General features: G+C 71.8%; 10 protein-coding genes. 7 read left to right on the plus strand and 3 right to left on the minus strand.

Annotated features, from left to right (window positions below):
• Positions 1–102: 102 nt before the first annotated feature.
• On the minus strand, positions 103–489 hold the full coding sequence (locus CHB64_RS02580) for a hypothetical protein (protein ID WP_089411008.1): 387 nt from the start codon (positions 487–489) through the stop codon (positions 103–105).
• A 361-nt stretch (positions 490–850) separates the two neighbouring features.
• Between CHB64_RS02580 and dnaK the strand changes: the two genes are divergently transcribed.
• From dnaK to dapB, 4 genes are all read left to right on the plus strand, one after another.
• Entirely contained in the window at positions 851–2,770 is a 1,920-nt protein-coding gene (dnaK, locus tag CHB64_RS02585; protein ID WP_089411009.1) for a molecular chaperone DnaK, read from the plus strand.
• Positions 2,771–2,871: 101 nt separating this feature from the next.
• Positions 2,872–4,020 (plus strand): molecular chaperone DnaJ, encoded by a 1,149-nt coding sequence (dnaJ, locus tag CHB64_RS02590; protein ID WP_089411010.1) that lies wholly within the window; start codon positions 2,872–2,874, stop codon positions 4,018–4,020.
• Between the two features lie 40 nt (positions 4,021–4,060).
• Positions 4,061–5,218, plus strand: a complete 1,158-nt coding sequence (locus CHB64_RS02595) for an endonuclease/exonuclease/phosphatase family protein (RefSeq protein WP_089411011.1) — start codon at positions 4,061–4,063, stop codon at positions 5,216–5,218.
• 59 nt (positions 5,219–5,277) lie between these two features.
• Positions 5,278–6,093 (plus strand): 4-hydroxy-tetrahydrodipicolinate reductase, encoded by an 816-nt coding sequence (gene dapB / locus CHB64_RS02600; RefSeq protein WP_089411012.1) that lies wholly within the window; start codon positions 5,278–5,280, stop codon positions 6,091–6,093.
• A gap of 23 nt (positions 6,094–6,116) precedes the next feature.
• On the opposite strand, the gene CHB64_RS15330 is transcribed toward dapB, so the two are convergent.
• A complete protein-coding gene (locus CHB64_RS15330; protein ID WP_200815205.1) occupies positions 6,117–7,997 on the minus strand; it encodes a formylglycine-generating enzyme family protein in 1,881 nt (626 codons plus the stop codon).
• 96 nt (positions 7,998–8,093) lie between these two features.
• Positions 8,094–9,869 (minus strand): formylglycine-generating enzyme family protein, encoded by a 1,776-nt coding sequence (locus tag CHB64_RS02610; protein WP_089411013.1) that lies wholly within the window; start codon positions 9,867–9,869, stop codon positions 8,094–8,096.
• Positions 9,870–10,152: 283 nt separating this feature from the next.
• On the opposite strand from CHB64_RS02610, the gene CHB64_RS02615 reads away from it, so the two are divergent.
• The 3 genes from CHB64_RS02615 to CHB64_RS02625 all read left to right on the plus strand — a co-directional run bounded on the left by CHB64_RS02615 (position 10,153) and on the right by CHB64_RS02625 (position 15,056).
• Positions 10,153–11,736 (plus strand): YifB family Mg chelatase-like AAA ATPase, encoded by a 1,584-nt coding sequence (locus CHB64_RS02615; RefSeq protein WP_089411014.1) that lies wholly within the window; start codon positions 10,153–10,155, stop codon positions 11,734–11,736.
• 61 nt (positions 11,737–11,797) lie between these two features.
• Positions 11,798–13,657 carry a response regulator gene (locus CHB64_RS02620; RefSeq protein ID WP_089411015.1) on the plus strand — a complete coding sequence of 620 codons (1,860 nt, stop codon included), beginning with the start codon at positions 11,798–11,800 and terminating at the stop codon, positions 13,655–13,657.
• 58 nt (positions 13,658–13,715) lie between these two features.
• Entirely contained in the window at positions 13,716–15,056 is a 1,341-nt protein-coding gene (locus CHB64_RS02625; protein ID WP_089411016.1) for an AmpG family muropeptide MFS transporter, read from the plus strand.
• Positions 15,057–15,063 lie beyond the last annotated feature (7 nt).

Raw genomic sequence — 15,063 nt, forward strand, 5'->3', positions numbered from 1 at the left:
AGACCGCCGAACTGGCGGAAATACGCGGCGAACGGGGCCGGCCGGGGATGACGGCCGGCCCGGCGTTTTCATCCGTCTACAGATATTTGAGAGGCCGCGCCGTCAGCGATCGGCCCTTCCCCGCCCGCCGCGCAGGAGCCGCGCCGCGCTGAGGACGCCGCCGAGCCGGCTTGCGCGGGTCTGAAGTTCTTCGATCAGCAAATCGCTGGCGCGGGCCGGCGCGGCGAGCGCGCGCCAGGCGCGCAGCAGCGCGTAAGCGATGATCGCCGCGCCGACGGCCGCGGCCGCGGCGGCGATCCAGCCGCTCGCGGCGCCGTATACGGCCCAGGCGGCGGCCCCGCCCAGCGCGGCGACGAAACACCAGCCGACGGCTTTCGCGGCGGCGATCATCCGGCCGAGCCGGCCGTCCCAGGCGGCGATCTTTTCGTGCTCTCTTACGGCGCTCAGCCGGTCGGCGGCCTCTTTCAGTCGTTCAAGCGGCGCGTCCATGTCTGGCTCCCCTGCTGTCGCACGCACGCTGGGCGAAAATCGTAACGGAAGGGTTGTCGCGCGCCCCCTCGGGCCGCCGCGCCGCGCGGCGATCCGTCCGGCCGGGCCGGCGCTGCGCGATCAGGCCCGTATAAATGCTCCGTCCCCGCCTCCGGCGGGTTGCGGGGCCGAAACGGCCTGCCTATATGCCCTTGCGAACGGCGTCGCTGACGGGCGGAAAACGGGCGGCGGCGCTTTATAGCAAGGATCAGGGGCCGTCCCTTCCGGACGCTTGCGGACGTTCGCGCGCCTCTTCCAGGCGGCGGACCTGCGCGCCAAGGTTCGGAGCAAGCGGGCGGCTCGCTCGCGAGGAGAACAAGGCATGGGCAAAGTCATCGGCATCGACCTCGGCACGACGAACTCGTGCGTCGCGGTCATGGAGGGCAAAGAGCCCAAGGTCATCGAGAACGCGGAAGGATCGCGCACCACGCCGTCCGTCGTCGCCTTCACCGAGGACGGCGAGCGGCTGATCGGCCAGCCGGCCAAGCGCCAGGCGGTCACCAATCCCGAAAACACCTTCTTCGCCATCAAGCGCCTGATCGGCCGGCGCTTCGACGATCCGATCGTCCAGAAGGACATCGGCATGGTGCCCTACAAGATCGTCAAGGCCGACAACGGCGACGCCTGGGTCGAATCCCGGGGCGAGAAATACGCCCCCTCGCAAATCTCCGCCTTCGTCCTTCAGAAGATGAAGGAGACCGCCGAGGCCTATCTCGGCGAGCCGGTCACCCAGGCCGTCATCACCGTGCCCGCCTATTTCAACGACTCCCAGCGCCAGGCCACCAAGGACGCCGGCAAGATCGCCGGCCTTGAGGTGCTGCGCATCATCAACGAGCCGACCGCGGCGGCCCTCGCCTACGGCTTCGAGAAGAAGGAGGGCAAGAAGATCGCCGTCTACGACCTCGGCGGCGGCACCTTCGACATCTCGATCCTCGAAATCGGCGACGGCGTGTTCGAAGTGCTGGCGACGAACGGCGACACCTTCCTCGGCGGCGAGGACTTCGACCTCAGGATCGTCGATTACCTCGCCGAGGAGTTCAAGAAAGACCAGGGCATCGACCTGCGCAAGGACAAGCTCGCGCTCCAGCGCCTCAAGGAGGAGGCCGAGAAGGCCAAGAAGGAGCTGTCCTCGACCACCCATTACGAGGTCAACCTGCCCTTCATCACCGCCGACCAGACCGGGCCGAAGCATCTCAACATCAAGCTGTCGCGCGCCAAGCTCGAAAGCCTCGTCGAGGATCTGGTCAAACGCACCGTCGATCCGTGCAAGGCCGCGCTCAAGGACGCGGGCCTCGCGCCCGGCGACATCGACGAGGTCATTCTCGTCGGCGGCATGACCCGCATGCCGAAGGTGCAGGAGACGGTGAAGCAGTTCTTCGGCAAGGATCCGCACAAGGGCGTCAACCCGGACGAGGTGGTCGCGCTCGGCGCGGCGATCCAGGCCGGCGTGCTGCAGGGCGACGTCAAGGACGTGCTCCTGCTCGACGTGACGCCCCTGTCGCTCGGCATCGAGACCCTGGGCGGCGTCTTCACCCGCCTCATCGAGCGCAACACCACGATCCCGACGAAGAAGTCGCAGATCTTCTCGACCGCCGAGGACAACCAGTCCGCCGTCACGATCCGCGTCTTCCAGGGCGAGCGCGAGATGGCGGCCGACAACAAGCTGCTCGGCCAGTTCGATCTCGTCGGCATCCCGCCCGCCCCGCGCGGCGTGCCGCAGATCGAGGTGACCTTCGACATCGACGCCAACGGCATCGTCCACGTCTCGGCCAAGGACAAGGCGACCGGCAAGGAGCAGTCGATCCGCATTCAGGCCTCGGGCGGGCTTTCCGACGAAGATATCGAGAAGATGGTCAAGGAGGCCGAGGCCAACGCCGAAGCGGACAAGAAGCGCCGGGCGCTCGCCGAGGCGCGCAACAACGCCGAAGCCGCCGCGCATCAGACCGAAAAGACGCTCAAGGAGCATGGCGAGAAGATCGCCGAGGCCGATCGCAAGGCGATCGAGGACGCGATCGCCGCGACCCGCGTGGTCCTCGGCAAGGACGGAGCGAGCGCGGAGGAAATCTCCGCCGCGACCCAGTCGCTGCTGCAGGCCTCGATGAAGCTCGGCGAGGCCATGTACAAGGCGAACGCCGAAGCCGGCGCGGCCGGCGAGGCGGGCGAAGGCGCGGGCTCGCCTGAAAGCGGCGACGGCGTCGTCGACGCCGACTTCGAGGAGGTCGACGGCGAGAAGAAGGATTAGGGCGAAATCGCGAAGGGCGAGTCGTGAATGGTTGACGCGCGCGTTCCATTCACGATTTTGCAACTTCGCCATTTACCCCGTTGAGGGCCGCGCGGAGGCTTATGGCGCAGCAGTGCTATTACGACATTCTGAATGTCGACCGCGGCGCCGACCAGGCGGCCATCAAGGCCGCCTTCCGCAAGGCCGCGCTCAAATACCACCCCGACCGCAACCGCGACGATCCGTCCGCGGAGCAGAAGTTCAAGGAGATCAACGAGGCCTACGAGATCCTTTCGGATCCGCAAAAGCGCGCCGCCTATGACCGCTACGGCCGCGCCGCCTTCAACGGCGGCCTGAACGGCGCGCACGGGTTCGGCGGACCGCACGGCTTCAGCGCGGCCTCCTTCGCCGACGTCTTCGACGACATTTTCGGCGAGTTCATGGGCCCGCGCGCCCGCGCGCGCGGGCCGGGCCGCGGCGCCGACCTCAAATATACGCTCGAGATCACCCTGCGCGAAGCCTTCACCGGCAAGAAGGCCGAAATCGTCGTGCCCGGCTCGGTCGCCTGCGAGACCTGCTCGGGCTCGGGCGCGCGGCCCGGCGCAGGCCCCTCGACCTGCCAGACCTGCCGGGGCGCGGGTCGGGTGCGCATGACCCAGGGCTTCTTCACCATCGAGCGGACGTGTCCGGCCTGCGGCGGGGAAGGCCGCGTGGTGACCGATCCGTGTACGGACTGCCGCGGCCAGGGCAGGGTGCGCCGCGAGCGCAAGCTCGTCGTCGACGTGCCCGCCGGCATCGAGGACGGCACGCGCATCCGGCTGTCCGGCGAGGGCGAAGCCGGTCCGCGCGGCGGGCCCGAGGGCGATCTCTACATCTTCGTCAAGGTCCGCGGCCACGAGCTTTTCGAGCGCGACGGCGCCGATCTTTACTGCGAGCTTCCCGTGCCGATGACCACCGCCGCCCTCGGCGGCGAGATCGAGGCGCCGACCATCGAAGGCGGCAAGGTCAAGATCTCGATCCCCGAAGGCGTCCAGACCGGCAAGCGCTTCCGCGTGCGCGGCAAGGGCATGACGCGCCTTCACGACAAGGGCCGCGGCGATCTCTATGTCGAGATCAAGGTCGAAACGCCGGTCGGCCTCAACGCCCGCCAGAAGGAGCTCCTCAGGCAGTTCTGCGAGGAAGGCGGCGGCGGCGAGGAGTGCTGCCCGCAGTCGAAGGGATTCTTCCAGCGCGCCAGGGCCTTCTGGGAAAGCATCGCCGACGGGCGATGAGACCGCCTTCTCCGCCTCGACAAGCTGGCCGGGCTTGGGCATGATCGGCGCACTTATGGCGGTCCCGACCATCGCGCTGACATTTCATCCGCTTACAGACGTATTGACGCGGCTGCGCCGGACGGGCCCGCCCGCTGCGATCCTCGCCGCCGCGCTCGCGCTCGCCGCCTGCGCGAGCCACCCCCCGCCGCAGGCCCTGCCCGGGCCGGCGGGAAAGCCGGCGCGCGTCGAGATCGACGCCGCGACGGGCATGGCGCGCGCCGAGCTTTCGGTCATGACCTACAACGTCGCGGGCCTGCCCTGGCCGATCAAGAGCGGCCGCAAGAGGGCCCTGCGCGCCATCGCCGGAGAGATCGCGGCGTTGCATGAGGCGGGGCGCGCGCCGGACGTGCTGCTGCTGCAGGAGGCGTTCATTCCCGCCGCGGCGGCCGTCGGCGCGCCTTATTCGAACCGCCTGCGCGGCCCGCGCGCGTCCGACCGCAGCGCGCTCGACGGGCCGCCGCCTGATCCGGAATTCGTCCGCAAGCGGCGCTTCTTCAAGGGCGAGAAGCTGGGCAAGATTCTTTCGAGCGGGCTTTACGTCTTCAGCGACTATCCGATCACGGCCGCGCATATGACGCCCTTCGGGCGGCATAGCTGCGCGGGCTATGACTGTCTCGCCAACAAGGGCGCGATGCTGCTCGAAATCGAGATGCCCGGCGTTCCCGCGCCGGTGCAGATCCTCAACACCCATCTCAACGCCAACGGCGCCTCGGGCGTATCGAAGGCGCGCGCGCTCGTCGCCCATCAGCGTCAGATCGACGAGATCGCGCTGCTGTTGAAAAAGGCGCTGAATCCCGACCGGCCGTTCATCTACGCCGGCGATTTCAACACGCGCAATTCGACGGACCGCTTCGAACACAAGACCGACACGCTTCCCGGCGAGATCGTACGCCGATACTGCGTCAGGGCGGACTCGGGGTGCGAGGTCGCCATGTCCTGGGACGGCGACGCGCCCTGGCTCGACACGCAGGACCTGCAGGGTTTTTCGAGCGGCGCCGACGTCGCGGTTCGCCCGATCCGGGTCGAGGCGCTGTTCGACGCGCCGCGGGACGGGCGGATGCTGTCCGACCACGACGCCTATCTCGTGACCTACGAGCTCGTCTGGCCGGCGGCCGGGGAAAAGCAGGCGGCCGTCGCCGCCGGCGGTCGGGATTGACCGGGCGGGCCCGTTCCGGCAAGCGGGCGGCGCACGCAGCTTGAGCGAAAGGGCGCGCCATGGCGACCATCTCCATCCTCATCGCCGGCGCCGGCGGGCGCATGGGCCGGGCGGTGATCCGCGAAGTGCTGAAGACGCCGGGCGTCGCGCTCGCCGGCGGCTTCGACCGGCCCGGCGGCGATCAGGTCGGGGCCGATCTCGGCCGGCTCGCCGGGCTCGACGCGCTGGGCCTTGAGGTGGCGGACTCGCCCGAGGAGGGCCTCAAGCGCGCCGACGCCGTGATCGATTTCTCCGCCCCCGCCGCTTCGGCCGCCCTCGCCGGCGCGGCCGCGGCGGCCGGCGTCGCGCTCGTCCTCGGCACCACCGGCCTTGACGCGGCGCAGGAGCGGGACGTCGCCGCCGCCGCCGAGAAGATCCCCGTCGTGCGCTCGGGCAACATGTCGCTCGGCGTCAACCTGCTCGCCGCCCTCGTGGAGGAGGCCGCGCGCCGGCTCTCGGACGAGTACGACATCGAAATCATCGAGGCCCATCACCGGCACAAGGTCGACGCGCCCTCCGGCACCGCGCTCATGCTGGCGCGCGCGGCGGCGAAGGGGCGCGGCGTCGATCTCGAAGCGAAGGCCGTGCGGGCGCGCGACGGCCAGACCGGCCCGCGCCGGGCCGGCGACATCGGTTTCGCGGTGGCGCGCGGCGGCGGGATCGTCGGCGAGCATCAGGTGCTGTTCGCCGGCGGGGAGGAGGTCATCGCCCTCTCCCACAGCGCGATCGATCGCGGGCTGTTCGCGAAAGGCGCGGTCGCCGCGGCGAAATGGGCCGTCGGCAAGCCGGCGGGGCTTTACGACATGCGCGACGTGCTGGGGTTGAAGCGGGAATAGCCGGCGCCCGCGAGGCCTGTTCGCTATTCTCCGACGTCTCTGGCCACCCGGAAGCCGTTGTCGAACTCGCGCGCGGCGGCGGGCTTGGGCAGGCGGTGGCCGGCGCGCAGGCGCCACGCGCCGGTGTTCCACGCGCCGCCTTTCAGCACGCGGCGCGCGCAGTCGCCGCCCTCGCGCGCGGCCCCGTCGGTCGGCGCGCCGGCGTGGCTGTGGGTCCAGCAGTCGGCGACCCACTCCCACACATTGCCGTGCATGTCGTGAAGGCCGAAGGCGTTGGGCGCGAAGCGCCCGACCGGAACCGTCTGCTTACGGAACAGTCCGGGCTCGCCGATATAGGGATGTTCGCCGTTGAAGTTCGCCTGATCGGGCGTGATCGCCATGCCGGTCGCGAAGGGCGTCGTCGCGCCGGCCCGGGCGGCGTATTCCCATTCGGCTTCGCTGGGCAGCCGATAGGCCTTTCCCGTCTTCTCCGACAGCCAGCGGACATAGGCCTGCGCGTCGTCCCAGGAGACGTTGATCACGGGCCGCTCGCCCCGGCCCCAGCCGGCGTCGCCCGGCGCATGGCGGTCGCAGCCGCCGTCGGCGACGCAGGCGTCCCATTGGGCGAAAGTGATTTCATGAACGCCGATGGCGAAAGGACGGGCGATCGCGACGTCGATCTGCGGGCCCTCGCTCGCCTGGCGCGCCGGCTCGTTCGGCGGCGAGCCCATGCGGAACGACCCCGCCGGCGCGACGCGCATCAAGGGGCAGACGTCGCAGTCGCGAAAAGCCTCGCCCGACGCGGCGGCCGAGGGGGGCTCCGGCTCGGCCGTTTCCGGCGCGGCGTCTTCCGGCCCGGCGGGCGCTTCTTCCTGCGCAGCCGCCTCGGTCGCGTCGGCGATCAGCGCGGCGAGCCGGTCGGGCGTTTCTCCCGGCGCGGGAGCGTCCGGGTCGGCGTCTCCTTCCGCAGGCGGCGCTTCCTTCGGCGCTTCGTCCGCCGCCGGCGCATCGAGCGGCTGGAGATGGGCGAGCGTCGGCGGGCCGCTTTCCTCGGGCGCCGTTGAAGGCGCCGGCGCGGGACGTTCCGCACGCGGCGCATCGGCGCGACGGCCGGGATCGGGCGCGCCGTTCGGCGCGAGAAGCAGCCCCGCCGCGACGATGGCGAAGGCGGCCAGGCCCGTCGCCGTCAGCGCCGGCCGACTCGTCAGCAAACGGAGCAGCGGGTCGAGCGAGACGCCCCTGAGGCGGCCGAACGTCCCCCCGGACAGGGCGCCGAGCCGGCCGCGCGCGGCCGCGAATCCGCGCGCGATAGGGGCGCGCGCGCCGGAAAGCGCCCGGAATGCGCGGGAGAGCCCGCCCGCGGCGAGGCCGGCCCCGCGCGCAAGCGCCCGCCCGGCGAGGCCGCCGGCCGCCGCAGCGGCGCGTCCCGCCTTTCGCGCTGCTCGGCCGGCGCCGGCGCGCGCGCGCCGCAGCTTTTCTCCAAGCGCGCCGCTGTTATCCGTATGCGGAACGGAGACGGGCGCTGCTTGCCCCGGCGCTGGACCCAGCCCGCGCCGGCGGGCGGCGACCTGGCGCGCCGCTTCGAGCGCGCGCCGCCAGCGCGGATCGTCGGGATCGCCCGTCCAGCCGCCGAGATTGACCGCCGGGATCGCCTGAAACGGCTCGGGCGGCTCGATCCGGCCGATGGAGACGGGCGCGAGCGCGCCGGCCGCGCGCGGCGCCTCGGCCGCGGCGATGAGCGCGGGCGAATTGATCGCCGCGCCCGACCACACCACGATCACCGCGTCGACGGCTTCGGGGTCGAACGGGCCGTTCGCCACCCGGCAGCCGGCCAGGTCGAGGGCGCGCGCGATCTTGTCCACGAAGGCCGCATTGGCCGCATGGGCGTAGATCTGGAAAACGGGCGCGTCGGGCGATGAGTCCATGGACTTCATGCTAGGCCGCTTCGCGGCTTTGTGGAGGGCGCGGGGAAAAATTCCTGCGCGTTTCGAAGGCGAAACCGTCCGCCCGGGCGAACCTGCCTAAGGCAGATCGCGCGCCACGCGAAACCCGGCGTCGGGGCGGCGCGCCGTCGCGTCGAGGCCGCGCCGCCGCGCCGCGCGCAGGTCCGCCGGCGCGGACGCATAGCTGCCGCCCTTGAGCGCGCGCGCGGCGCAGTCCCAACTGCGCGCCCGGCCGTCCTCGGGCGCGCCGGCGTGGCTGTCGGTCCAGCAGTCCGCGACCCACTCCCAGACATTGCCGTGCATGTCGAACAGCCCGAAGGCGTTCGCCGGGTAAGAGCCGGCGGGCAGAGGCGCGCGCACGACCGCCTCCGGATCCTCCAGCGCCCGCAGCGCCCCGTCGAAGTTGGCCGTCCCGGGGCCCGGCGCCGCGCCGAAGGCGTATGGCGAGGCCCGCCCGGCGCGGGCGGCGTATTCCCACTCGGCCTCGCTGGGCAGCCGATAGGCCCGGCCAGTCTTCGCCGACAGCCAGTCGGCGTAACGGCGCGCGTCCTCCCATGACACGCCGGCGGCCGGCAGGCGCGCGCGCGCCCGCCCGTCCGCCCAGGCAGGCGGTTCGGCCTCGAGCGGCGGGCAGGCGCCGTCCCGGACGCAGGCCGCCCACTGCGCCCGCGTGATCTCGCGGCGCGACAGGGCGAAGGGCGCGAGCGCGACGAGTCGCGCCGGGCCTTCGGATTCGTCGCGGCCGGGCTCGTTGTCCGGCGCGCCCATGCGAAAGGCGCCGCCGGGGATCTCCGCCATGTCCGGACAGTCGAGACAGTCGCGAAAGACGACGCCGAGAAAATCGTCCGCTGGCGTCGGGGGAAGCCGGGGCGTCAGGATTTCGGCGACTTCCTCGCTCGCCCCGCCTTCCTCGCCCCGCTCGCCCTCCTCCTCCGCCGCTTCGGCCGGGGACGGCGTTTCGGGCGGCAAATCTTCCTTTTCGGCCGACGCGTCGGGCGACGCCATTTCATCCGTAGTAGGCAGAATGTCTGCGCCGTCATCCGTCCCGCCATCGTCCGCCGCGACGGAAAGCGGGGCGTCGCGCAAGGGAGGCGGCGCGACGTCCGGCGGCGGCCTCTCCAGGGGCGCGCCGGCCTCTTCCGCGGGGCGCGCGAACGCGAGCACGGGCGCGGTCTCGACGGGGACCGCGGGGTCAGGGACGGGCGCCGGCGCGAATTGCGGCGCGGCCCTCGTCTTTTCGGCTTGCGGGCGCGGCGCGGCGAAGAGGGCGACGAGCGCCGCGAGAGCGAGGACGCCGACGCCGACCATGATCGTCCGTATAGGGAGAATAAAGGGCGCCTCCTCGACGGCCGGCGCGCCCGCGAGCGGATCCTCGGCGAAGGCGAAGGCGGCCTCGCCCGCGTCGTCGCGCGCCGGCGCGCGCCGGCTTTCCTCGCGCGGCGGCGGGGCCGGCGTCTCCGCCTCGGCCGGCTCCGATGCGAGCGCGGCGCGCCGGCGCGCGAGGGCGATGTCGTCGAGCACGAAGCGCCAGCGCGGGTCGTCCGCCGCGCCGCGCCAGCCCGCCAGATCGACCGGCTGCAGCGCGGCGAAAGGCTCGGGCGGATCGAAGGCGCCGAGCGCGGCCGGCACCAGCCGGCGCGCCTCGAAGGCGCGGCGCGCGACTTCGAGGGCTTCCGGCCATTGCAGCAATTCCGGCGACCACAGAACGACATCGGCGGCGGCCGCGCCGGCGAGCGCGCCCGCCTCGGCCGGCTCGGCGCGCAGGACGCCGTAGCCCTCGCCCGCCAGTGCGGCGGCGGCCTGACAGGCGAGCGCGCGCCGGTCCGGCGCGTGGATGATGCGGACGACGGTCATCGGCCCCGACAGTCTCCCCGACAGCGTTCCCCAAGGAGGCGCATGCGCGGCGGCGTTCGAACCGCCGCGCGCAACGTCTTACTACTACGCCCTGCAAGCGGCGCGCCCCGTCGTCATCGTTAAACTCCGGCGAGAATTTGTTCTTGAAATGTTCTGAAGGGCGCGGCATGCTTCCCGGCGGTTGCGTCTTCGCGTCGCGTTTCCGGTTGCGCGTATTCGCGGCGGGCGCCCGCCCGCCGTTCAGCCGAAACTGATCGATGGGACCAAGCCGTAGGGGGCGCCTGTGGTCGCGCAGCTTTCCACCTTCGCCTTTCACGGGGTCGAGGCCCGGCCCGTGACCGTGCAGGCCCAGATGTCCGGCGGGTCGTTCCACTTCGCCATCGTCGGTCTGCCCGACAAGGCGGTCTCCGAATCGCGCGAACGGGTGCAGGCGGCGCTCGCCGCCGTGGGGCTCGGCCTGCCGCCGCGGCGGGTCACGGTCAACCTCGCGCCGGCCGACCTGCCCAAGGAAGGCGGGCATTTCGATCTCGCCATCGCGCTCGCGCTGCTGATGGAGATGGGGGCCTGTCCGCGCGACGCGGCCGAAGGCTTCGCGGTGATCGGCGAGCTCGGCCTCGACGGGTCGATCGCGCCGGTGGCCGGGGCGCTGCCCGCGGCGATCGCCGCGAACGCGCGCGGCCTCGGCCTCATCTGCCCGGCAGCCTGCGGGGCGGAGGCCGCCTGGGCCGGGGGCGAGGCGCGCATTCTCGCCCCGGCGAGCCTCATTCAGCTCGTCAACCATTTCAAGGGAACGCAGACGCTCGCCCCGCCCCGCCCGGGCGCGCTCGCGCCCGCGCCCGCCGCGCCCGACCTCGCCGAGGTGAAAGGCCAGGAGGCGGCCAAGCGCGCGCTCGAAGTCGCCGCCGCGGGCGGGCACAATCTCCTGATGGTCGGCCCGCCCGGCGCCGGCAAGTCGATGCTCGCCGCGCGCCTGCCGGGCCTGCTGCCTCCGCTCACGCCGGAGGAGACGCTGGAAGTCTCCATGATCCAGTCCCTCGCCGGGCGGCTCGAAGGGGGGCGGCTCACCCGCGCGCGGCCCTTCCGCGCGCCGCACCATTCGGCCTCGATGGCGGCGATGATCGGCGGCGGGGCGCGGGCCCGGCCAGGCGAGGCGTCGCTCGCCCATCACGGCGTTCTCTTTCTCGACGAGCTGCCGGAGTTCGCCGCGCCGGTGCTCGACGCGCTGCGCCAGCCGCTCGAAACCGGCGACGTGCTCATCGCGCGCGCCAACGCCCATGTGCGCTATCCGGCCCGCTTCCAGCTCGTCGCGGCGATGAATCCCTGCCGCTGCGGCTACGGGCGGGCGAGCGGGCGGGCCTGCGGGCGCGGGGCCAATTGCGAGGCGGTCTATCAGGCGCGCATCTCCGGCCCGCTTCTCGACCGCATCGACATCGCGCTGGAGCTCCAGCCTGTGGCTGCGGCCGATCTCGCCGCGCCGGCCGCGGGCGAGACGAGCGCGGCGGTCGCGGCCCGGGTCGCGGCCGCGCGCGAGGCTCAGCTCGAACGGGCGCGTGGGCTCGCCCTGCCGGCGGCGGTGAACGCCGCGCTGCCCGACGCGGCGCTCGCCCGCGTCGCCGCGCCCGACGCGGAAGGGGCGAACCTGCTCGCCCGGGCGGCCGAGACCCTGGGGCTTTCCGCGCGCGGCTATCACCGAACCTTGCGCCTGGCGCGCACGCTCGCCGATCTCGACGGCGCCGACGGCGTGCGCCGGCGCCACATCGCCGAGGCGGTGAGCTATCGCCGGCGCGACCCGGGCGAGCCGCCGGGCGCGGCCCAAGGGGCGGCCTTCGCGGCGGCGGGCGGGCGGCGCGTTAACCACGGCGCCTAACCGAATCTTCAAGGCGCGCGGGCGATAGTCGGCGGACAGATCGTCGGGGACCGTCCGCCGCATGTCGTCAGCCTCTCTCCCGCGTCGCGCCGCCAGCGAACTGATCGCCCTTTGCGACCGCGCCGGCGCGATCCGCTTCGTCAGCCGCAGCTTCGCCGACTTCTTCGGCCGCTCCGCCGCTGACTGGCTCGGCCTGCCTTTCGCGCCGGGCGGCGAAGCCGCCACGCTCGACGCGCCGGCCCGGTACCGGACCGCCGCGCGCCGCGCCGGCGGCGAGTGCGTCATCGATTGGGAGGAGATCCTGCTGCCCGCCGGCGAGCGGCTCTATGTCGGCCGGCCCGAGGACGGGGCCGGCGGCAAGACGCGCATCCCGCCGGGCGGGGACGACAAGATGCGTTTCCTGGCCACTATGAGCCACGAGATGCGCACGCCGCTCAACGGCATTCTCGGCATGACGGGGCTTCTTCTCGATACGGATCTTTCGCCCAGCCAGCGCGCCTACGCCGAGGCGGTGCGCGAATCGGGCGCCAGCCTGCTCGCGCTCATCAACGACATCCTCGACTATTCGAAGCTCGACTCGGGCCGGCTCGACCTCGAGGAGGCGCCGTTCGACCCCTATGGGCTCGTCCAGAACGTCAGCGAGCTGCTCGCCCCGCGCGCGGCGGCCAAAGGCGTCGAGCTCGCCTATTTCGTCGATCCTGAAACGCCGCGCCGGCTTCTCGGCGACGAGGCGCGGGTGCGCCAGGTGCTCATCAATCTCGTCGGCAACGCCGTGAAGTTCACCGACGAAGGGACCGTTACGGTCGAGGCGGGTCCGGCGGACGGCCCGGACGGCCGTCGCGCGATCGCCTTCCGGGTGCGCGACACCGGCGTGGGCGTGCCGCCCGAGGCGCAGGAATCGATTTTCGAGGAGTTCGCGCAGGCGGACTCGACGCGCGGGCGCCGATCGGAAGGAACGGGACTCGGCCTTGCGATCGCCCGCAAGCTCGCCCGCGCCATGGGCGGGGACATCACGCTCGAAAGCGCGCCGGGTGAGGGCAGCCTCTTCACCTTCGCTGCGCCACTCCAAGCCGCCGCCGCGCCGCCGGCGCCGGCGCGCCTCGAAGCGGGTCCCGTGGTGGTCGCCGCGCCTGCGTCTGCGCTGGCCGAGACGCTCGCCCGACAGCTCGCGGCATTCGGCGTCGAAACGATCCGTACAGAAACAGACGCCGACGCGGCCCGCGCGGCGCTCGCCGATCTTCCCGGCGCGACCCTCATATGCGACATCGCCTATGCGGAGGGCGATCAGGGCGCGCGGCTCGCCGGCGCGGCGGTCCGGTCGCTCGCGCTCGTCGGCGCTCATCAGCGCGCGGCGCTGGAACGGCTGCGCGCGGCCGGCTTCGACGGTTATCTCGTCAAGCCGGTGCGCCGGACGACGCTGCTGCGCGAGTTGGCGCGCGCCCCGCGCCCCGCCGCGTCCGCCCGGCCCGCCGCCGCGCCGGCCGCTTCCTGGCCCGGCGCCGGGCAGGCATCGCCGGAAGCGGCGCGGCTGCGGGTGCTGCTGGCGGAAGACAACCAGATCAACGCCGTCCTCGCGGTCGCGCTCATCCGGCGCGCCGGACACCGGGTCGACGTCGCCGCGAACGGGACCGACGCGCTCGAGGCGCTGGCGCGCGAGCGCTACGACGTCGTCTTCATGGACATGCACATGCCCGGCGTCGACGGGCTTGAGGCCGCGCGCCGAATCCGCCGGCTCGACCCGCCTAAATGCGATACGCCGATCATCGCGCTCACCGCCAACGCCATGGCCGCCGACCGGCAGAAATGCCTCGCGGCCGGCATGGACGACTTCCTCTCCAAGCCGTTCGAGCCCGACGATCTTCACGCCATGCTGAAGAAATGGGCCCGCGGCCGCGCGCGCGCCGTGGAAGCGGCGTCATAATCCCGCCGCGACGCCGCGCAAACTATCGCTTCGAAGCAAACCCAGTTAGCGTCGCCGCATGACGACAGAACCGCCCGCGCCCGAAGAACCGCCCAAGCGCTCGCTGCGCGAAGCCGTCGCGCTTTATCTGCGCCCGCGCGCCCTCGTGATGCTGATCTTCGGCTTTTCGGCGGGCCTTCCCTTTTATCTCATCTTCCAGACGCTTTCGATCTGGCTGCGCGAGGAGGGCGTGAGCCGCGGCGAGATCGGCCTGTTCGCCTGGGCGGGTTTCGCCTTCACCTTCAAGTTCCTGTGGGCGCCGGTTCTCGACCGGGTTCCCGTGCCGATCCTTGAGCGGATGATCGGGCGCCGGCGCGCCTGGATGGCGCTCGCGCAGCTGTCGGTCGCGGCGACGCTTCTGGCGATGTCCTTCGCCGACCCGGGGACCAATCTCGTCTATGTGGCCGTCGTCGCCGTCGCGATCGCCTTCGCTTCGGCGACGCAGGACATCGCGGTCGACGCCTGGCGCATCGAGGCCGGAACCGACGAGGAGCAGGGCGTGCTCGCCGCGATGTATCAGTACGGCTACCGCGTGGGCATTCTCGTGGCCAGCGCGGGCGCGCTCATCATCGCCGACGCAGTGAACTGGGCCTTCGCCTATCAGGCCATGGCGGGACTGATGATGATCGGTTTTGCGACGGCGCTGTTCGCGCCCAAGGTCGAGGCGCGCCAGCACGTCGCCCCGCCGCGCCTGCCGCCGATGCAGGCGCTGAAGGAATCCGTCATCGGACCGTTCATGGATTTCCTGAAGCGATACGGCGGCGCGGCGGTGGTCATCCTCGCCTTCATCGCGCTTTTCCGCATTCCCGATTTCGTGATGGGCTACATGACGGGCCCGCTCTATGTCGATCTCGGCTACGACAAGACCGAGATCGGCGTCATCCGCAGCGGCGCGGGCATGATCGCGACGATGCTGGGGGTCTTTCTGGGCGGAGTGTTGCTCCTGCGCGTCAGCTTCATGCCGGCGCTGCTGATCGGCGTCGCCGCGCAGTCGGCGACGAACCTGCTTTACTCCTGGCTGTCGCTGATGCCGGCGAAAAGCCTTTATCTCGCGATCGCCGTGGTCGTGGACAACATCGCCTACGGCATGGCGGGCACAATTCTCATCGCCTATATGTCGAGCCTGACCAACGCCGCCTTCACGGCGACGCAATATGCGCTGTTCAGCTCGTTCTACGCCCTGCCCGGAAAGTTCGTAGGCGGCTTTTCTGGCTTCATGGTCGACGCCATGGGCTACGCCTGGTTCTTCGCGCTCACCGCGCTGATGGGCGTTCCGGCCGCCGGGCTGATCTATTTCCTGAGCCGCTCGGAACGCCGGTTGCGTCGCGCGGCGTCGGACGCCCCGCCCCAGCCGGCCTGAGGCCGCC

Origin of the sequence: Amphiplicatus metriothermophilus (assembly GCF_900199215.1) — a bacterium.
GTDB classification, from domain to species: domain Bacteria; phylum Pseudomonadota; class Alphaproteobacteria; order Caulobacterales; family Parvularculaceae; genus Amphiplicatus; species Amphiplicatus metriothermophilus.